The sequence below is a fragment of the Streptomyces antioxidans genome (assembly GCF_000968685.2).
GTDB classification, from domain to species: domain Bacteria; phylum Actinomycetota; class Actinomycetes; order Streptomycetales; family Streptomycetaceae; genus Streptomyces; species Streptomyces antioxidans.
On the sequence record NZ_LAKD02000040.1, the window covers coordinates 41,110 to 59,945 of the forward strand.

The 18,836-nt window shown below is 70.7% G+C and carries 21 protein-coding genes; 11 read left to right on the forward strand and 10 right to left on the reverse strand.

Going from position 1 to position 18,836, the window contains the following annotated elements; all coding sequences use genetic code 11:
- Positions 1 to 63: 63 nt before the first annotated feature.
- Both VT50_RS16265 and VT50_RS16270 read right to left on the reverse strand, forming a co-directional pair.
- Complete coding sequence (locus VT50_RS16265) at positions 64 to 1,182, reverse strand: lipid II:glycine glycyltransferase FemX (protein WP_046085092.1); 1,119 nt, start codon at positions 1,180 to 1,182, stop codon at positions 64 to 66.
- A 117-nt stretch (positions 1,183 to 1,299) separates the two neighbouring features.
- A complete protein-coding gene (locus tag VT50_RS16270) occupies positions 1,300 to 1,617 on the reverse strand; it encodes a hypothetical protein (protein ID WP_046085091.1) in 318 nt (105 codons plus the stop codon).
- Positions 1,618 to 1,846: 229 nt separating this feature from the next.
- Between VT50_RS16270 and rpsF the strand changes: the two genes are divergently transcribed.
- From rpsF to rplI, 4 genes are all read left to right on the forward strand, one after another.
- The gene (gene rpsF, locus VT50_RS16275; protein ID WP_020869989.1) at positions 1,847 to 2,137 is read left to right on the forward strand and encodes a 30S ribosomal protein S6; all 291 of its coding nucleotides are present in this window, start codon (positions 1,847 to 1,849) and stop codon (positions 2,135 to 2,137) included.
- Between the two features lie 83 nt (positions 2,138 to 2,220).
- Entirely contained in the window at positions 2,221 to 2,805 is a 585-nt protein-coding gene (locus VT50_RS16280) for a single-stranded DNA-binding protein (RefSeq protein ID WP_046085090.1), read from the forward strand.
- Positions 2,806 to 2,890: 85 nt separating this feature from the next.
- A complete protein-coding gene (gene rpsR / locus VT50_RS16285; protein ID WP_003978893.1) occupies positions 2,891 to 3,127 on the forward strand; it encodes a 30S ribosomal protein S18 in 237 nt (78 codons plus the stop codon).
- Between the two features lie 18 nt (positions 3,128 to 3,145).
- A complete protein-coding gene (rplI, locus tag VT50_RS16290; protein WP_046085089.1) occupies positions 3,146 to 3,592 on the forward strand; it encodes a 50S ribosomal protein L9 in 447 nt (148 codons plus the stop codon).
- A 202-nt stretch (positions 3,593 to 3,794) separates the two neighbouring features.
- On the opposite strand, the gene VT50_RS16295 is transcribed toward rplI, so the two are convergent.
- A complete protein-coding gene (locus tag VT50_RS16295) occupies positions 3,795 to 5,135 on the reverse strand; it encodes an MATE family efflux transporter (RefSeq protein WP_046085088.1) in 1,341 nt (446 codons plus the stop codon).
- Between the two features lie 460 nt (positions 5,136 to 5,595).
- On the opposite strand from VT50_RS16295, the gene dnaB reads away from it, so the two are divergent.
- Positions 5,596 to 7,074 (forward strand): replicative DNA helicase, encoded by a 1,479-nt coding sequence (gene dnaB, locus VT50_RS16300; RefSeq protein WP_046085087.1) that lies wholly within the window; start codon positions 5,596 to 5,598, stop codon positions 7,072 to 7,074.
- A gap of 170 nt (positions 7,075 to 7,244) precedes the next feature.
- On the forward strand, positions 7,245 to 7,547 hold the full coding sequence (locus VT50_RS16305; protein ID WP_046085086.1) for a hypothetical protein: 303 nt from the start codon (positions 7,245 to 7,247) through the stop codon (positions 7,545 to 7,547).
- 224 nt (positions 7,548 to 7,771) lie between these two features.
- Here the strand turns inward: VT50_RS16305 and VT50_RS16310 are convergent, their stop codons facing one another.
- Positions 7,772 to 8,881 (reverse strand): FAD-dependent oxidoreductase, encoded by a 1,110-nt coding sequence (locus tag VT50_RS16310; protein ID WP_046085085.1) that lies wholly within the window; start codon positions 8,879 to 8,881, stop codon positions 7,772 to 7,774.
- A gap of 77 nt (positions 8,882 to 8,958) precedes the next feature.
- On the opposite strand from VT50_RS16310, the gene VT50_RS16315 reads away from it, so the two are divergent.
- Positions 8,959 to 9,639 (forward strand): TetR/AcrR family transcriptional regulator, encoded by a 681-nt coding sequence (locus tag VT50_RS16315; protein ID WP_046085120.1) that lies wholly within the window; start codon positions 8,959 to 8,961, stop codon positions 9,637 to 9,639.
- Between the two features lie 74 nt (positions 9,640 to 9,713).
- Here the strand turns inward: VT50_RS16315 and def are convergent, their stop codons facing one another.
- The 3 genes from def to VT50_RS16330 all read right to left on the reverse strand — a co-directional run bounded on the left by def (position 9,714) and on the right by VT50_RS16330 (position 11,360).
- Positions 9,714 to 10,352, reverse strand: coding sequence for a peptide deformylase (def, locus tag VT50_RS16320; RefSeq protein WP_206269417.1), 639 nt, complete (start codon positions 10,350 to 10,352; stop codon positions 9,714 to 9,716).
- A gap of 174 nt (positions 10,353 to 10,526) precedes the next feature.
- Positions 10,527 to 10,865 (reverse strand): thioredoxin, encoded by a 339-nt coding sequence (gene trxA / locus VT50_RS16325; RefSeq protein WP_046085084.1) that lies wholly within the window; start codon positions 10,863 to 10,865, stop codon positions 10,527 to 10,529.
- A 63-nt stretch (positions 10,866 to 10,928) separates the two neighbouring features.
- Positions 10,929 to 11,360, reverse strand: a complete 432-nt coding sequence (locus VT50_RS16330; RefSeq protein WP_046085083.1) for a MerR family transcriptional regulator — start codon at positions 11,358 to 11,360, stop codon at positions 10,929 to 10,931.
- Between the two features lie 117 nt (positions 11,361 to 11,477).
- On the opposite strand from VT50_RS16330, the gene VT50_RS16335 reads away from it, so the two are divergent.
- The gene (locus tag VT50_RS16335; protein ID WP_046085082.1) at positions 11,478 to 12,866 is read left to right on the forward strand and encodes a serine hydrolase domain-containing protein; all 1,389 of its coding nucleotides are present in this window, start codon (positions 11,478 to 11,480) and stop codon (positions 12,864 to 12,866) included.
- 391 nt (positions 12,867 to 13,257) lie between these two features.
- Complete coding sequence (locus VT50_RS16340; protein ID WP_046085081.1) at positions 13,258 to 14,553, forward strand: SGNH/GDSL hydrolase family protein; 1,296 nt, start codon at positions 13,258 to 13,260, stop codon at positions 14,551 to 14,553.
- Positions 14,554 to 14,585: 32 nt separating this feature from the next.
- Here the strand turns inward: VT50_RS16340 and VT50_RS16345 are convergent, their stop codons facing one another.
- From VT50_RS16345 to VT50_RS16355, 3 genes are all read right to left on the reverse strand, one after another.
- Positions 14,586 to 15,041, reverse strand: a complete 456-nt coding sequence (locus VT50_RS16345; RefSeq protein WP_046085080.1) for a GNAT family N-acetyltransferase — start codon at positions 15,039 to 15,041, stop codon at positions 14,586 to 14,588.
- A 41-nt stretch (positions 15,042 to 15,082) separates the two neighbouring features.
- Positions 15,083 to 15,562 carry a MarR family winged helix-turn-helix transcriptional regulator gene (locus VT50_RS16350; protein ID WP_046085079.1) on the reverse strand — a complete coding sequence of 160 codons (480 nt, stop codon included), beginning with the start codon at positions 15,560 to 15,562 and terminating at the stop codon, positions 15,083 to 15,085.
- 67 nt (positions 15,563 to 15,629) lie between these two features.
- Positions 15,630 to 16,136: a membrane protein gene (locus VT50_RS16355; RefSeq protein WP_046085078.1), complete on the reverse strand. Its 507-nt coding sequence runs from the start codon at positions 16,134 to 16,136 to the stop codon at positions 15,630 to 15,632.
- A 124-nt stretch (positions 16,137 to 16,260) separates the two neighbouring features.
- Here VT50_RS16355 and VT50_RS16360 point away from each other — a divergent pair, with 124 nt between their 5' ends.
- Both VT50_RS16360 and VT50_RS16365 read left to right on the forward strand, forming a co-directional pair.
- Entirely contained in the window at positions 16,261 to 16,893 is a 633-nt protein-coding gene (locus VT50_RS16360; RefSeq protein ID WP_046085077.1) for an HAD family hydrolase, read from the forward strand.
- A 351-nt stretch (positions 16,894 to 17,244) separates the two neighbouring features.
- Entirely contained in the window at positions 17,245 to 18,789 is a 1,545-nt protein-coding gene (locus VT50_RS16365) for a globin domain-containing protein (RefSeq protein ID WP_046085076.1), read from the forward strand.
- The last annotated feature ends 47 nt before the right edge of the window (positions 18,790 to 18,836 follow it).

Sequence of the window (18,836 nt, forward strand, 5' to 3'; positions counted from 1 at the left end):
CCGGTCACGGAACCTTTCTCGTAGCCGCGGTGTATTGGAGGTATGGGAAACAGCGGATCGTGGTCAGCGGCGCGACATGTAGATGTCGAGCGCCTTGTGCAGGAACTTGTTGAGCGGGAAGTCCCACTCGCCGAGGTATTCGGCAGCCTGCCCGCCGGTGCCCACCTTGAACTGGATCAGGCCGAAGAGATGATCCGTCTCATCGAGGGAGTCGCTGATGCCGCGCAGGTCATAGACGGTCGCGCCCAGTGCGTAGGCGTCGCGGAGCATCCGCCACTGCATCGCGTTCGAGGGCCGGACCTCGCGCTTGTGGTTGGCGGAGGCGCCGTAGGAGTACCAGACATGGCCGCCGACGATCAGCATCGTGGCGGCGGCCACGGCCTCGTTCTCGTGCATCGCGAAGTACAGCCGCATCCGGTTGGGGTCCTCGGTGTTGAGGGCCGTCCACATGCGCTGGAAGTAGCTGAGCGGCCGCGGCCGGAAGTGGTCGCGCTCCGCGGTGATCTCATAGAGCCGCTGCCACTCGGCGAGATGCTCGTAGCCGCCCTGGACGACCTCGACACCGGCCTTCTCGGCCTTCTTGATGTTGCGGCGCCACAGCTGGTTGAAGCCCTTGTGGACATCCTCCAGGGAGCGGTTCTCCAGCGGCACCTGGAAGACATACCGGGGCTGGACGTCACCGAAGCCGGCCCCGCCGTCCTCGCCCTGCTGCCAGCCCATCCGCCGCAGCCGCTCGGCCACCTCGAAGGCGCGCGGCTCGATGAAGGTGGCCTCGATATCGCGCAGCCGCTTGACGTCGGGGCTCTGGATGCCGGACTTGATCGCGGCGGAATCCCAGCGGCGGATGACGACCGGCGGGCCCATCTTCACGGAGAAGGCGCCCTGCTGCTTCAGATGCGCGAGCATCGGGCGCAGCCAGTCCTCCAGATTGGGGGCGTACCAGTTGATGACCGGGCCCTCGGGGAGATAGGCGAGATAGCGCTTGATCTTGGGCAGCTGGCGGTAGAGGACGAGACCGGCGCCGACGAGCTGACCCGTGGCGTCGAACCAGCCGAGGTTCTCCGAGCGCCACTCCGACTTGACGTCAGCCCATGCAGGCACCTGCATGTGGCTTGCCGCCGACAGGCTCTGGATGTACGCCAGATGCTGCTCTCGGCTGATCGTCCTCAGGGTCAGGCTCATGTGGGGCGCTCCTCGGCAGGTTTGTCCCCAGGGTCGGGGCTCCGGCTCTCGCGCCGAAGCCTACTGCGACCGGGACACACCCCGTTCGGGCCCGGGGAGAACCGGGCTCCGCGCGGCTCAGCCCAGCACGCCGCCGAAGAGCCCTCCATGTGCCATGCCCAGATAGAAGCCGACCCCGGCGGCACCGAGCCCGATGATCAGCAGGAACCGCTCACCGGTGGTCACGGACCTCAGTTGGCCCCAGGCACCGCTGATCATCCCGATCAGCCCGACCCACGAGCTGACCAGGTGGAGGTGAGGGAAATGAGCCGTGACAAAGGCGATCACGCCGATCACCACGGTCACCACGGCGACCGTGTTCTCTACGGGATGCGACTTGCCGTCGGTGTCCAGGAAGCTGAGCAAGCCGTGGTGGGATCGTGCTGCCTGTGCCATGGGGCACCTCCAGGTAGGCCCATAGAGCAGGGCGGCGAACTGTTACGCCGCTCACACCCGATGTGTACAGATTGCGGGCCAAGACGCCCGGATTTCAAGCGGGCGGCCGGTGCCGGGTACTGTGTACCGTCCGCGGTGGTGTCTGTACCGACGCCGAAGCGGATACGCATCACGACCCTCCTGCCACGGAACGACCGTGGCCGCTGAGTCCAAAGGAGGTGGGTTCCACATGCGTCACTACGAGGTGATGGTCATCCTCGACCCCGATCTCGAGGAGCGCGCTGTCTCCCCGCTGATCGAGAACTTCCTCTCCGTTGTCCGTGAGGGCGACGGCAAGGTTGAGAAGGTCGACACCTGGGGCCGTCGTCGTCTCTCGTACGAGATCAAGAAGAAGCCCGAGGGCATCTACTCGGTCATCGACCTGCAGGCCGAGCCCGCGGTCGTCAAGGAGCTCGACCGCCAGCTGAACCTGAACGAGTCGGTCCTCCGGACCAAGGTCCTCCGTCCCGAGACCCACTGACCGCGTAAGCGTTCAGCGGTCATCGGGGCCGAATCGCAACGAGTAGCAAGCAGCCCAGCAGTACCCGCCGAGAGGTTCCCCCAATGGCAGGCGAGACCGTCATCACGGTCGTCGGCAATCTCGTCGATGACCCCGAGCTGCGTTTCACCCCGTCCGGTGCGGCGGTCGCGAAGTTCCGCGTCGCGTCCACTCCCCGTACCTTCGACCGGCAGACCAACGAGTGGAAGGACGGCGAGAGCCTCTTCCTCACGTGCTCGGTGTGGCGGCAGGCCGCGGAGAACGTGGCCGAGTCCCTTCAGCGCGGCATGCGCGTCATCGTGCAGGGCCGTCTGAAGCAGCGGTCCTATGAGGACCGCGAGGGGATCAAGCGCACGGTCTATGAGCTGGATGTCGACGAGGTCGGCGCCAGCCTGCGCAACGCCACAGCCAAGGTCACCAAGACCACCGGTCGCGGTGGTCAGGGTGGTTACGGCGGCGGTGGCGGCGGTGGCCAGGGCGGCGGCTGGGGCGGCGGCCCCAGCGGCGGCGGCCAGCAGCAGGGCGGCGGCGCTCCGGCCGACGACCCGTGGGCGACCGGCGCTCCGGCCGGTGGCCAGGGCGGCGGTGGTGGTGGCTGGGGCGGCGGCTCCGGCAACTCCGGGGGCTACTCGGACGAGCCGCCCTTCTAGACCCGAGGCGTTGTTTCACGTGAAACAGCGCGCGGTCTGGTCAGGGCGACCAGCACACACTTCTTGATCACACTGGAGAGAGACAATGGCGAAGCCGCCTGCTCGCAAGCCTAAGAAGAAGGTTTGCGTGTTCTGCAAGGAGAAGATCTCCTACGTCGACTACAAGGACACGAACCTGCTGCGGAAGTTCATCTCCGACCGCGGCAAGATCCGTGCCCGCCGGGTCACCGGCAACTGCACCCAGCACCAGCGTGACGTCGCCACGGCCGTGAAGAACAGCCGTGAGATGGCGCTGCTGCCCTACACCTCCACCGCGCGATAAGGGAAGGGTGACTGACTCATGAAGATCATCCTCACCCACGAGGTCTCCGGCCTCGGCACCGCCGGTGATGTCGTGGACGTCAAGGACGGTTACGCCCGTAACTATCTGGTCCCGCGTGGTCTGGCGCTTCGCTGGACCAAGGGCGGCGAGAAGGACGTCGAGCAGATCCGCCGCGGTCGTCGCATCCGCGAGATCGCCACGATCGAGCAGGCCAATGAGGTCAAGGCTCAGCTCGAGAGCGTCAAGGTGCGTCTGAAGACCCGTGCCGGCGATGCTGGTCGGCTGTTCGGCTCTGTCACCCCGGCCGACATCGCTTCGGCGATCAAGGACGCGGGTGGCCCGGATGTCGACAAGCGCCGCATCGAGGTGCAGGCCCCGATCAAGACCCTGGGCGCGCATCAGGTCTCGGTCCGTCTGCACGCCGAGGTTGCCGCCAAGGTCGGCGTCGAGGTCGTCGCCGCCTGACGACGACGGCCGTGACGGTCGCCGTCGGCGCCGTGCACAGTGCACCGGAGGGCCGCATCCCCGTTGTGTGGGGTGCGGCCCTCCGCCGTGCGCCAGCCTTCTACCACTCCCGTGTCGGCCCCCATCCGTGCCGACCTTCCGACGCGCTGCCGTTCGCCGCGCTGCCCTCCGCCGTGTCGGGGCTGGACGGCGGGGCATGGGCTCAGCCCCGTACCGCGCCGGTGACGATCCAGCGGCCGGAGCGGGTGCGCAGCCACAGGGTCGCCATCCGGACCGACATCATCAGCGCCATGGTGCACCACAGCGCGGTCAGGCCCCCGCCGAGCGAGGGCACCAGCAGCGCCACCGGAGCGAAGACGGCCAGGGTGGCGATCATCGCCCAGGCCAGATACGGCCCGTCGCCCGCGCCCATCAGCACGCCGTCGAGGACGAAGACCACTCCCGAGACCGGCTGGATGAGGGCCGTGACCAGCAGGGCGGGCAGCAGGGCGTCCCGTACCGCGGAATCGGTGGTGAACAGGGGGATGAACAGCGGCCGGGAGGCGACGACCAGCAGGCCCAGCGCCACGCCGGAAGCGACGCCCCACCGCACCATGCGACGGCAGGCGGCCCGTGCCCCCTCCTCGTCACCGGCGCCCAGATGGCGTCCGATGATCGCCTGGCCCGCGATGGCGATGGCGTCCAGGGCGAACGCCAGCAGGCTCCACAGGGTGAGCACGATCTGATGGGCGGCGATATCGGTGTCGCCGAGGCGGGCCGCCACGGCCGTCGCGATCAGCATCACGGCGCGCAGCGAGAGCGTACGGATCAGCAGTGGCGCCCCGGCGTGGGCACAGGCCCTGATCCCCGCGGCATCGGGCCGCAGCGAGGTGCCATGGCGGCGTGCGCCCCGGATGACGACCGCGAGGTAGACGGCGGCCATGGCGTTCTGGGCGATCACCGTGCCCCAGGCCGAGCCCGCGATGCCCAGCCCGACCCCATAGACCAGGGCGGCGTTCAGCGCGGCGTTGGCCCCGAAGCCGCCGATGGCGACGTACAGCGGGGTACGGGTGTCCTGGAGGCCGCGCAGCACGCCGGTGGCGGCGAGCACCACCAGCATCGCGGGGATGCCGAGGGTGCTGATCCGCAGATAGGTGATGGCGTAGGGCGCGGCGGTGTCCGAGGCGCCGAAGAGGTCGACCAGGGCGGGGGCGGCGGGAAGGGCGACGGCGATGATGGCGGCGCCGAGCAGCAGGGCGAGCCAGATGCCGTCCATGCCCTGGCGTATCGCCCCGGCGAGGTCGCCCGCGCCGACCCGGCGGGCCACCGCCGCGGTGGTGGCGTAGGCGAGGAAGACGAAGATGTTGACGGCGGTGGCGAGCAGGGCCGCGGCGACGCCCAGACCGGCCAGCTGGGCGGTGCCCAGATGGCCGACGACGGCACTGTCGACCATGACGAAGAGGGGTTCCGCCACGAGTGCGCCGAAGGCGGGAAGCGCGAGTGCGATGATCTCGCGGTCGTGGTGGCGCGGGGTGCTCCGCGCGCTCGTGGGGGCCTGTGTCATGAGGGCAATGTAATCGTCCACAGGTAAGAGACACAAGCTGCCTCCGGTCCTTACAAGGCGGCGCGCGCGACGATCTTCTCTGCGCCCTTTGTCGTGATCTTGCGCTAGGGGCGGAAGTTTTTCTTCTACACAGCCACTGGATAGAGAAACCGCAGGTCAGGCTTGGCCTCTCGAGGTGATTGTGTGTTTGTCCACAGCACTGTCCCCCGGCCCGTGCACAGGTTCGCGCGACTTACCCACAGGATGGATCCCATCATCCACATGCCCTGTGGATAACCAAGTTGGCTGGCGGTCCCGACGGGCCTACCGTGGTCCGGCGCCCGCCACCCGATCCGGCCCTGGAAACCCCAGCCTCCGATGCGCCGTGTCCGGAAAGCCGGCCGCTCAGTTGTGTCATAGCCGTGCCGTAAGAAGGACGGGCACAGCAAGGTTCGCTTCGCGGACGGGAGGAGGTGGCGGTGTGAGCGTGCCCGAGCCCATGGACGACCCCTGGGCGGACTCCGGCTCGTCCGACCGGTTCCCGTCCCCCCGCTTCCGCCGCGGTGACGGCGGCGGCCGGGGCCGCGACGGCGGCGACCGCGACGGAGGCGGCGGCTCCCCCTGGGAGGGCTCCGGCTTCGAGCGCGTTCCACCCCAGGACCTCGACGCCGAGCAGTCCGTCCTCGGCGGCATGCTGCTCTCCAAGGACGCCATCGCCGATGTGGTGGAGGTCCTCAAGGGCCATGACTTCTACCGGCCCGCCCATGAGACCGTCTACCAGGCCATCCTGGACCTCTACGCCAAGGGCGAGCCCGCCGACCCGATCACCGTCGCCGCGGAGCTGACCAAGCGCGGCGAGATCGCCCGGGTCGGCGGCGCCTCGTACCTCCACACCCTCGTCCAGTCGGTGCCCACCGCCGCCAACGCCGAGTACTACGCGGAGATCGTCCACGAGCGCGCCGTGCTGCGCCGCCTGGTCGAGGCGGGCACCCGCATCACCCAGATGGGATACGCGGCGGACGGTGACGTCGATGAGATCGTCAACAACGCCCAGGCGGAGATCTACGCCGTCACCGAGCAGCGCACCAGCGAGGACTACCTCCCGCTCGGCGACATCATGGAGGGCGCGCTCGACGAGATCGAGGCGATCGGCTCGCGCAGCGGACAGATGTCCGGCGTGCCCACCGGCTTCACCGACCTGGACTCCCTGACCAACGGGCTGCACCCGGGCCAGATGGTCGTCATCGCCGCCCGCCCCGCCATGGGCAAGTCCACCCTGGCCCTCGACTTCGCGCGCGCCTGCTCCATCAAGCACGCCATGCCGAGCGTCATCTTCTCCCTGGAGATGGGGCGCAACGAGATCGCCATGCGGCTGCTCTCCGCCGAGGCTCGAGTGGCGCTCCACCACATGCGCTCCGGCAGCATGACCGACGAGGACTGGACCCGGCTGGCCCGCCGGATGCCGGACGTCTCCCAGGCCCCGCTCTTCATCGACGACTCCCCGAACCTGTCGATGATGGAGATCCGCGCCAAGTGCCGCCGCCTCAAGCAGCGCAATGACCTCCAGCTGGTCGTCATCGACTACCTGCAGCTGATGCAGTCCGGCGGCGCCCGGCGCCCCGAGAGCCGCCAGCAGGAGGTCTCGGACATGTCGCGGAACCTGAAGCTGCTGGCCAAGGAGCTGGAAGTGCCCGTCATCGCGCTCTCCCAGCTCAACCGGGGCCCCGAGCAGCGCACGGACAAGAAGCCGATGGTCTCGGACCTCCGCGAGAGTGGATCCATCGAGCAGGACGCGGACATGGTCATCCTGCTCCACCGCGAGGACGCCTACGAGAAGGAGTCGCCGCGCGCGGGCGAGGCGGACCTGATCGTCGCCAAGCACCGCAACGGCCCGACGGCCACGATCACGGTCGCCTTCCAGGGTCACTACTCCCGCTTCGTGGACATGGCCCAGACCTGACACCCCCCGCTGCGCGGCGGCTTGGATCGCGGGCCGGGATCTCGGTCAGCGGGATTCATCGCCCAGCCATGAGCGCGAGCACCCAGCCACGAGCCCAAGCGTCCAGCCATGCGCCAAAGCGGGGCGGGGAGGCGCGTCGGGCCCGGCATCATGGCCCGGTGACCACATGGATGCGCTGCTACTGGGACGAGGAAGACATCTGGTTCTACTTCGAGGTCGATGGGGAGGGCTGGGTGCTCCGGCAGGTCGAACTCGAAGGGCCCGAGCTGACCCCGGTCGCGGCCGCGTCCCTCGCCGAGTGGCAGCGGGCCTGCGACGCAGGCCGCCTGGACGAGTACGACAGCAGGTTCGGGAGCACGGCCGAGCTGCCCGTCTCGGAATGGGAAGGCCATGACCCCGAGGAACTTACCTCCGAGGAGTTCGAGGAAGTCTGGGGCCCTGCCCGTCGGCGGATCGCGTCCCGGCACCGCTGAGCTCCCGGCCCCACTGATCTCCCTGCGCCGCGGGCCTCTTGGCATCATCTCGACATGACCGCCACGCACGGCTTCAGCCAGCGCCTCCCGGTCGACTGGCTTCGAGAGAACCTGGCCGCAGGGGCGACGCACTACCTGTTCCCCACGCTCGTACAGCGGTTCACCCACCGTCCGGAGGTGCCGCTGCAGTGGAGGTGCCAGCAGCCGCTGATAGGTGGCCGCCTTCAGCCGGGTTGGAAGAACGCGAGCATTTTCTGGGCGGCGTCCGGCGACATCAGCAATTCCTGGATGTCCGCGGACATCCGGGCGGCAGCGCCGGTGCGTTCGAACATCTCGCGTTCGTATTCTCTGACGGCGGCGGGAAAGTCATCCGGATGGGCGGCCAGCGCGAGACCGAGCAGGGCGCCGTCGAGCAGCGCCATGTTGGCGCCCTCTCCCACCGGCGGCATCAGATGCGCGGCATCGCCGAGCAGCGTGACGTCTGGCGCCGACGGCCAGGTCAGGCCGACCGGGAGGGTGGTGATCGGCCGCGGCACGACCGTGTCGTCACAGGCCGCGATCAGCGCGGTGAACCGTGCGTCCCACCCGGGGAGCAGTTCGATCAGCCGCGTCCGGGCGGCGGCCGGGTCGTCGAACGGGATCCCACTGGTGGCGAGCCAGTCCGCGGCGGTGTGGTAGAAGCTGAGGCCGATGCGAACGCGGCCGTCGCCGTTGCGCTGCGCCGCCAGGGACAGTCCGTCGCCGAGCACCCAGTAGTTGCCGCGCCCGATCATCGCCGCGAGGTCGGGGTGGGTGCGGTCGATATCGGGAATGCCGACCTCAACGATGTTCTGGCCGATGTGCGTCGGTCGGGCGTCGGTGAGCAGCGCGCGCACCCGGGACTGTGCGCCGTCCGCGCCGACCAGCAGGTCGTACGGCGCACTGCTGCCGTCGGCGAAGTGCAGCAGGCCCCCGTCGGCGGATGTGTACGCGTGCCCCCAGCGCACCACGCCTTCGGGAAGGGATTCCAGCAGCAGGTCGCGCAGATCGGCGCGGTCGACCTCGGGTCGCTCCAGCGGGGCGTCGTCGGGCGTGTCCTCCTGGAGCAGCAGGGTGCCGTCCGGCTCGAGAAGTCGCATGTCCTGGCCCTCACCACGGGCAATCGCGCGGAACTCGTCGATCAGACCGGCCTCGCGCAGCGCCCGCTGGCCTGAGTGGATGTCGAGCATGCCGCCCTGACCGCGCGCAGCGCGTGACGTTTCGCGTTCGTAGACGACGGAATCCATGCCGTTCACGTACAGCACCCGGGCGAGAGCCAGGCCGCCGAGGCCCGCTCCGACGATGGCAATGGTCATGGCTGGTTGCCTCCCCCTTCGATACACCGTACTGAAAGATACACTGTATCGAATCGATGCGATGTATGGTGAGCGGCATGTTGGTGTGGGAGAGGCCGGAGCCGCCGGATCGACCCGTCCCGGCCCCGCTGAGCCGGGAGCGGATCGTGCGGGCGGCGATCCAACTGGCCGACGCTGACGGCCTGGACGCGGTGTCGCTGCGCAAGGTCGCCACCGCGCTGGACGTCCGTCCGATGCGGCTGTACGGCTATATCGCCAGCAAGGAGGAGTTGCTCGACCTGATGGTCGACGCCGCCTATGCCGAGATCCGGCCGGTCGGAGACGGCTGGCGGGAGGTGCTCCGGTCGCTCGCCGAAGCCACTCGGCACGCCGCTCATGAGCACGAATGGCTCGCCGATCTCCTGGGCGGCCGACCCCAGCTCGGGCCGCACGCGCTGGCCACCGGGGAGACCGTGGTGGCCGCACTGGACGGCATCGACGTGGACGCCATCATGCCGGTGGTCGGCGCGGTCAACGCGTATGTGATCGGCGCGGTGCGCCGGGAGATCGCCGAGCGGCGTGCCGAGCGGGCCACCGGGATGGACGAGAAGCGCTGGCAGGCCTCGCTCGGGCCCTATCTGAAGCGGGCCTTCGCCACCGGCCGATTCCCCGCGCTGGCCACGGTGGTGCGCGATGCCGCCCACCTGGACGCCGACCACACCTTCCGGATGGGCCTCGACTTCCTGCTCGACGGCATCGAAGCCCGCATCTCACGGTGACGCGCGGCCGGAGGAGCCGCGCGCAGTGGCCGCGGTGAGCGGCGGCCGGGGCCGGGCCGGCTGGGCCGGAGCGGTCAGGGCTGGAGCTGGTGGCCCAGGTCCTTCGCCTTCTCCGCGCGGCGGGCAAGGACCTCCTCGTGGCGGGCCGCCATCTGCCGCAGTGCGTCCTTACGGTCGCGTTTGGAGAGCCGGTCGATGTAGAGGTGCCCCGAGAGGTGGTCGGCCTCGTGCTGCAGACACCGGGCGAAGTAGCCGGTGCCCTCGATCACCAGCGGCTCGCCGTACTGGTCGACGCCGCGGACCACGGTGTGGTCGGTGCGCGGTACGTCCATCCGCGCACCCGGTACGGACAGACAGCCCTCGGCCTCCTCGATGAGCAGCCGGTGGGCCGGGTCGGGCTGGTCCAGGACGGGGTTGATGATGTGGCCGATGTGCCGTACGCCGTGGTCGTCGGGGCAGTCGTAGACGAACAGCCGTAGATCGACGTCGACTTGGTTGGCGGCCAGCCCGGCGCCGTCCGCGATGTACATGGTGAGGAACATGTCGTCGATGAGGGCGCTCAGCTCGGGGGTGCCGAACTCGGTCACCTCGCGGCAGGAGCGGCGCAGCACCTCCTCACCGACCTCGGTGATCCGGCGTGGGGAACCGCGCTCAGCCTCGGGAGGCAGCGCCGGATAGGAGTCGACGGGTTTCCCCTGCACCAGGACGCGCACCGCTGACCTCACCTTTTCCGTCCCCACTGATGGCCGCCCGATGGCCACTTGACTGCCGCCTGATGACCGCTCACGGCCGCTGGGGCCGCCCCCGCTGGTGGTCATGTCCGGCCAACGTAGCAGGGGCGGTTCGGCCGAGGCTCCGGTGCCCGTCAGATCGCGTCAGCCGCGGGGTCAGAGCGCTTCGCCGAACTCCTCCAGTAGCCGCCGCTTGCTGCGGGCCCCCACCAGCGACCGCACCGGCTCGCCCGCGCGGAACAGCATCAGCGTCGGCATCGAGAGCACTCCGTAGGCGTTGGTGGTGGACGGGTTCTCGTCCACGTCCAGGGCCACCACCTTCAGCCGGTGGCCCTCCTCCCGCGCGATCTCCGCCAGCACCGGCGCGATCATCCGGCAGGGCGGGCACCACGAGGCGGTGAACTCCACCAGCACCGGCAGCCCGGCCGCCAGCACCTCCTCGGCGAAGGTGGCGTCGGTGACCGTGGCCACTCCCCCGGTTTGTGTCAGTGACATGTCATGTCTCCCTTGGTCGTCGTCGGTAGTGGGTGTGGAGCCGTGGCCGCGGTTACGGCGGGTTCACTGGCCTGGCGGGGCCAGCTCGCAGTGCGGCTCCGGGGCGCCTCCGGGTGCCGTCGCCGCGGTCTCCAACTCGGCGCGGGCCCGCTCCGCCCGGACGAGCTGCGTTCCGACCCGCTCCCGGATCGCGCCCAGCCGGGCGATGCACTCGTCCAGCTCGGCGAGCTTGCGCCGGTAGACCTCCAGCGAGGCGGGGCAGGAGTCACCGGCCGGATGGCCCGAGCGCAGGCAATCGACGAACGGACGCGTCTCCTCCAGCTCGAAGCCGAAGTCCCGCAGCGTGCGGATCTGCTGGAGCAGCCGCAGGTCCTCCTCGTCGTACGACCGGTAGCCATTGCCGGTGCGGCGCGCGGGCAGCAGCCCGAGCGACTCGTAATAGCGCAGGGTGCGGGTGGTCGTACCCGCCCGTTCGGCCAGCTCTCCGATCCGCATGTGCTGACGGTAGACCTTGACCCCGGCGTCAAGGCCAGGGCGCGGTGCGGGGCCGGGCGGTGCCCGGCGGCCGGCCGATGACCGACCGTTGTCAGACCCTCGCCGTAGAGTGCCGATATGACCACACCCGACGCGGATGAGTTCGCCGAGCCGCTGCCCGCCACCCGCCGTGCCCTGCTGCGGCGCCTCGCCCGCGGCCAGGCCGAGGGCCGCGCCCCGTCCCTGGTGGGGGCCGTGGTGCGGGAGGGGCGGCTGGTGTGGACGGGTTCGCGCAGCTGTGTGGACGGATCCGCACCTGACGCCGACACCCAGTACCGCATCGGCTCCCTGACCAAGACCTTCGTGGCGGTGCTGGTGTTGCGGCTGCGCGACGAGGGGCTGCTGGACCTCGGCGATCCGCTGGCCAAGCACCTGGACGCGCCGGAGGCCGAGGGCGCGACCGTGGCCCAGCTCCTCTCCCACACCTCGGGTCTGGCCGCCGAGGCCCGCGGTCCGTGGTGGGAGCGCACGCCCGGAGCGCTGCGGCCCGAGACGGCCGATATCTTCGGCGAGCGACCGCTGCTCCACCCCGCCGGCCGCCGCCACCACTACTCCAATCCCGGTTTCGCGCTGCTCGGCGCGCTGGTCGAGCGGCTGCGCGGAGCCCCCTGGGGCGAGGTGCTCGCGCATGAGGTGCTGGAGCCGCTGCGGATGGGGCGTACGTCGCTCGAGCCACGTGCTCCGCACGCCGGGGGATGGGCGGTGCACCCCTGGGCGGATGTGCTGCTGCCCGAACCGGCGGAGGACACCGGGCGGATGGGCCCGGCCGGACAGCTCTGGTCGACCGCCGGAGATCTGGCCCGCTTCGCCGCCTTCCTGCTGGACGGGGACGGGCGGGTGCTCGGCGCGGAGTCGCTGGCCGAGATGCGGGCCCCCGCCGTCGCTCCCGAGGAGGGGGACTGGGACGGCGGCTATGGCCTGGGGACGCAGCTCGTCCGGCACGGCGGGCGGTTCCTCCACGGCCACACCGGCTCCATGCCCGGCTTCCTGGCCTCGCTGTGGGTGAGTGCCGAGGACCGGCTGGCCGGGATCGCGCTGACCAACACCACCTCGGGGCCCGCGATCGGTGCCATCGCCGCCGACCTCATACGGATCGTGGCGGAGCGCGAGCCCCGTATCCCCGAGCCGTGGCGGCCGCTGACCGAGGTCGATCCGGCGCTGCTGGCGCTGACCGGCCCCTGGTACTGGGGCCCCCGCGCCTACCATCTGCGGCTGCGCGCGGACCGCGGCCTTGAGCTGTCCCCGGCCACCGGGGGAGGCCGGGCCTCCCGCTTCAGGGCCGAGCCGGACGGCACCTGGACGGGGCTCGACGGCTATTACGCGGGCGAGACGCTGCGGGTGGTCGAGGGGGAGGGCGGCGCCGCGGCCCATCTGGACCTGGGCACCTTCGTGTTCACCCGGGAGCCCTACGCCCCGGGCGACACGGTGCCCGGCGGGGTCGACCCGGAGGGCTGGCGGGCGCTCTGAGGGGAGGCGTCGGGGTGCGGCGGAGCGGGGGTGCGGCGGTCCGGCGGGCTGTCGAGGATCCGGCGGCCATAGCCTGACCTCGCCGGTGGTACGCACGGCTGGGGGCTGGGTCAGCGGTGCGGCGGGCGGCAGGTTGGTCCGCGGTTCTCCCGTACGCCGGTTGGTGGGGACGTCGGTAGGCCGGTGCGCCGGGTCAGCCGATTCGCCCGGTACAGCGGTACGCCGGTGGGTCGGTACGCCGGTGGGTCGGCTCGGCCGTACGTCGGTGCGTCGGTACGTCGGAGCTCATGTGCTCCCGTGACCGCGTACCCGCGTCCGCGTACCCGCCGACCGGCGTACGGGAGCGGCCTGATCTGGACCCACTCGTCAGCCCTTCCCCAGGAGTCCCGCCGTGCGCTTGTCCTCGCTTCGTTTCAGCGCCTCCCTCCTCGCTCTCAGCGCCGTTATGGCCGCCTCCATGGGCGCCTCGGGGACGGCCACGGCCCGGCCGGGCGGTCCGGCGGTCGGCCGCGACCGGACGGGGGCCGTCTGGTCGGCCGGGTGGGCCGCTCCCGTTCAGCGCCCCAGTGCGGGCTTCGAGGAGAACTGGGCCGAGAGCGGGTTCGCCGGGCGCACCGCCCAGACCCTGCGGCAGGTCGTCCGGGTCACCGGCGGCGGTACGGCCGCCCGGATCAGGCTGTCGAACCGCTATGGCACCACCCCGCTGCGGATCGCGGGCGCGACCATCGCCCGTACCGCCCACGGCGCCGCCGTCCACGGCGCGAGCCTGCGCGCGCTGACCTTCGGGCACCGGCGGTCCGCGGAGATCCCGGCGGGCGGGGAGACGGTGAGCGACGCGGCTCCGCTGCGGGTTGCGGCCCGTCAGCCGGTCACGGTCACGCTGTACTTCGACCGCCCGACCGGCCCCGCCACCTTCCACGCCCAGGCGTACGCCCGCAGCTTCCGCGCGGACGGCGACCACCGCGCCGACCGCGCCGGGACGGCCTTCACCGAGACCACCCACTCCTGGTACTACCTCTCCGATGTCGAGGTCACCGGCGGCCCTCGGCATCCGGGCACGGTGGTCGCCTTCGGCGACTCGATCACCGACGGCTTCGGCTCGACCTACGACGCCGACCGCCGCTGGCCGGACCTGCTGGCCGAGCGCCTGGCGGCCGCGGGCACCCCGCGCCCCGTCCTCAACTCCGGGATCGGCGGCAATCTGCTGCTGCACGACTCGGCCTGGTACGGCGACCGGGCGGCCGCCCGCTTCCGGCGCGATGTCCTGGACAAGCCGGGCGTACGGTCGGTGATCCTGCTCGAGGGGCTCAACGACATCGGCTTCAGCGAGGTCGAACTGCCCACCTACAAGCCCAATCCGCAGGTGTCGGCCGAGGAGGTGATCGCCGGTTACCGGAAGCTGATCGCCGTCGCCCGCGCTCGCGGGATCAAGGTCATCGGCGGGACGGTCCTCCCGTTCAGGGGCGCCGAGTACCACACCCCGCGCTCCGAGGCGAAGCGTGCCGCGATCAACGACTGGATCCGCACCTCGGGCGCCTTTGACGCGGTCGTCGACTTCGCGAAGGTCATGGCCGCGCCGTCCGATCCGCTGCGGCTGAACCCGGCGTACGACTCGGGCGACTTCAAGCACCCGAACGACGCGGGCTACCGGCGGATGGCCGAGGCCGTCGACCTCACGGTGCTATGAGGCCACTGGCCGGGAGGTGAGACCCGGCCGGTTCAGGCCAGCGACAGCTTGAAGCCGATGTGGCTGGCCTCGAAGCCGAGCCGCTCGTAGAAGCGGTGGGCGTCGATACGGGTCGCGTCCGAGGTGAGCTGCACCAGTACGCAACCCTCGCGGCGCGACTCCTCGACGGCCCATTCGATCAGCTGGGTGCCGAGCCCGCCGCCGCGCTCCTCGGAGTGGATCCGGACGCCTTCGACGATCGAGCGCGTGGCGCCGCGCCGCGACAGCCCGGGGATCACGGTCAGCTGGAGGGTGCCGACGACGCGGCCCTCCCGGACCGCGACGACCAGCCGCTGTTGGGGATCCGCGGCCAGTCGATCGAAGGCGGCGCGGTACGGGGCCAGGTCGTCCGGGGACTCCCGGCGGGCGCCGAGCGGGTCGTCCGCCAGCATGGCCACGATGGCCGGGAGGTCATCGGCGGTCGCGCGCCGTATCTCGAAGTCGCTCATGCGGTGGAGCCTACGTCGGGCCCCACGAGCCCCGGACGGCATCAGCACGCGGTGCCGGTCAGCCCCTCCACGGCGGCGACGAGGGGCGCCAGCTCCGGCCGCCGGGCGGCCTCGGCGAGGGCCTGGCGCAGCGCGGTGTCATGCGTCGGCCGCGCCTCGTCCAGGAGCTTCAGCCCCTCGTCGCTGACGTCGGTGTAGATGCCGCGGCGGTCGCCGGGGCAGATGTACCGGGCGAGGAGACCGCGGTCCTCCAGCCGGGTGACCAGCCGGGTCGTGGCGCTCTGGCTGAGCACCACGGAGTCGGCGAGCTGCTTCATCTGCAGATGTCCGCCGTCGCCGTCGTGCTGCCCGCTGAGCACGTTGAGCACGGAGAATTCGCGGACGCTCAGATCGTGCCTGGCCTGCAGCGCACGCTCGATATGCGTCTCTATCCGGCCGTGCAGGGAGGACAGGGCGCACCAGCCCTGGGCCAGGGCCTGTCCCGCGGGCGGGGCGACGGCGCCGTGCGGTTCGTCCGGCATGGAACCCCTCCTAGGTGGGTGAGCGGATTCCAGGATAGTCCAGGGATGAAAAAGACCGCGTATGCAATTATCGGCGCTTTGTCGCCCGCTGCCGCCGCCCCCGGGCCGTCAGCCCCCAGGGCTTGATCACCGAGATCGCGGTGAGAAAGGTATAGACGCCCAGGCTGACCGACGGGGCCACGATCAGATCCGTGGTCGCGCCGACCGTCCGCCCCGTCACCACATCGGCCATCGCGGCGTCCATCCGGGCGCGCAGGGCGAACGCCGTGGCCGCGGTGGTGATCATCGTCAGCCAGAACTTCACATACACCCAGCGGTGGCGCGCCAGCCCCCAGGGCGTCCCCAGCGCCAGCACGATCCCGCTGACCAGCGACAGCAGGCTGATCGGGATCAGCAGCCGGTCGCCCAGCACATTCATGGACCGATACGCCGCCCCGGCCTCTTCGGCCGAGCCGGCCGTGGCCCCGGTGATCCCCAGGGCCAGCACTCCGAGGGTCAGCCCGAGCCATCCGACGGAGACGACGACATGAACGACGAGGAGGCCCCGGCGCACGGGGCGGATGAGTTGCCGCATGCCCCCACCGTGGCGGCGCCGCGGCCCCCGGGGCGTCTGACGGCGGGAGTATCCGCGCGTACTCCCGGCGGCCCGAACGCCCCGGGGCGCTGGGAGCCGGCGGCTGCATCTACGCTCGGCTGGTATGACCAGACTGCATCTGTTCGATCTGGACGGGACGCTTATCCACGGCTCGGCCGCCGCGATCGAGATCTCCCGGCAGCTCGGTCTGGAGCGGGAGATCGCCGCGCTGGAGCGGGCGTTCGCGGACGGGGAGCTGACGACGGCCCAGTTCGCGGAGCGGGCCTGTGCGCTGTGGGGGGCGCTGACGGAGGACCATGTGGCGGCGGCGTTCGAGGGGGCGCCGTGGCTGGCCGGGATCCGTGAGGTGTGGGCGGACATCCGGGCGCGGGGCGAGCGCTGCGCCGTGATTTCGATCTCGCCGGGCTTCTTCGTATCGCGCCTGCTGGAGTGGGGCGCGGACGCCACATACGGCTCGGCCTGGCCCGCCGTGCCGTTCCGGGAGCCGGTGGATCCGGCGGGGATCCTGACCCCGGCCGCCAAGGTCCGGATCGCCGATGAACTCTGTGCGGAGTTCGGCTTGACCAGGGATCACTGCGTGGCCTACGGGGATTCCCTGTCGGATGCCGAACTGTTCACGGTGGTGCCGGTCTCGGTCGCCGTGAACGCCGACCACCATGTGAGCGAAATCGCATCCCACGCCTATACAGGTCGTGATCTCCGAGAGGCTTACGAATTGATGGGTAACCACTCGTAACTATCGGTAATTACACGAGTTGGTAGGTGTAACAGATGCGGGGCACTTGGGGCTTGTGAATTCATCCGGGGCCGGTAGGGTCGGGTCCGGTTCCGTGCGGCGTGCTGTGGCGGGGTCAGAACGGGCATCCCAGGGCAACCGGCATAACGGGAACGCAGCCTCCGTTTCCCGGACTTCGGGCAATGCGCCCGACGCGGGGAACGAGCATGGCATGCTGCCCGGATGAGAGTGACGGAGAGGGTCAGCGTGACCATTCTCGCTTGAACCAGTGCACCAGGGCGAGGAATTGCGGGCACATTCCGGCAGCGGAAGTGCGAAGACCGACAGAAAGATGTTCGAGGCGAGGCAACCATGGACGCTCCGACCACCACATCGTCGGCCGGCAGCGACGGCTCCGGCGGAAACAGTGGCGACTGGGGCTGGTTCACCCCGAGCAGGAAACCGGACGAGGACCGCAGGGCCCCGGACCGGCGGAGCGGTGAGCGCGCGCCCAGCCGCCCGGTGAACCCGATACGGCCGGTCGGCACCGAGGCCGACCGCCGTGCGCCCGCTGAGCCCGCCCCCGCGCCCGGCTCGGGAGCGGGCGACCGCCACCCGGGCGACCGCCGTACGGATGACCGCCGCACCGACGACCGCCGGGCCCCCGGCCCCGCGGGTCACGGCCCCGCCGCCCCCGGGTGCGAGGAGCACCAGCGCCCCGATGAGGCGCCCCCGGCCCCGCAGGACGTCCGGCCCGGCCCCGACTCGCCGTTCGCCGTCCCCGAGACCGCCTCGCCCGACGCGATCCTGCTGCGCCGCACCATGGCCGAGGTCGAGCCCGTCAGCGACAAGGTCACCTCGTACTTCTACGCGCTGCTCTTCGTCCAGCACCCCGAACTGCGGCCGCTCTTCCCCGCCGCCATGGACGCCCAGCGCGACCGGCTGTTCAAGGCGATCCTCACCGCCGCCCGGCTCGTCGACGACCCCGACATCCTCACCGAGTTCCTGTCCCGGCTCGGCCGCGGCCACCGTAAGTACGGCACCCAGCCCGAGCACTACCCCGCCGTCGGCGAATGCCTGATCGGCGCGCTCACCCGCTACGCCGTCAACACGTGGAACGACGAGGCCGAGGCCGCCTGGGTGCGGGCCTACACGGCGATCTCCCAGATCATGATCGACTCGGCCGCCGAGGACGAGCTGATCGCCCCCGCGTGGTGGCAGGCCGAGGTGGTCGGGCACGAGCTGCGCACCCATGACATCGCCGTGATCACCGTCCGCCCTGACCAGCCGTACCCCTTTCTGGCCGGCCAGTACACCTCACTGGAAACGCCCTGGTGGCCGCGGGTCTGGCGGCACTATTCGTTCGCCGCGGCGCCTCGCTCCGACGGGCTGCTCTCCTTCCATGTGAAGGCCGTCCCGGCCGGATGGGTGTCCTCGGCGCTGGTGCACCGGGCCCGCCCCGGCGATGTGATCCGGCTCGGGCCGCCCGCCGGTTCCATGACGGTGGACCACGCCAGCGACAACGGGCTGCTCTGCCTCGGCGGGGGCACCGGTATCGCGCCGATCAAGGCGCTGGTCGAGGACGTCGCCGACCACGGCCGCAACCGTTCGGTCGAGGTCTTCTACGGCGCCCGCAACGATCGCGATCTGTACGACATCGACACCATGCTGCGGCTGGCCCAGAAGCATCCGTGGCTCGCGGTCCGCCCCGTCGTCTCCGACGGCCCGACCAACGGCCTCAGCGGTCGGCTGCCCGACGCCGTGCGGCAGTACGGCCCGTGGCACGCGTTCGACGCCTATCTCTCCGGGCCGCCCGGGATGATCCGCAGCGGGGTCGACGCGCTGATGGGCATCGGCATTCCGTCGCACCGCATCCGGCACGACTCCATCGAGGAGCTCGCCGCGGCGGCGGAATAGGGCGCCGACGCGGACGGCTCACGGCGAAACACCAACCAAACACTAGG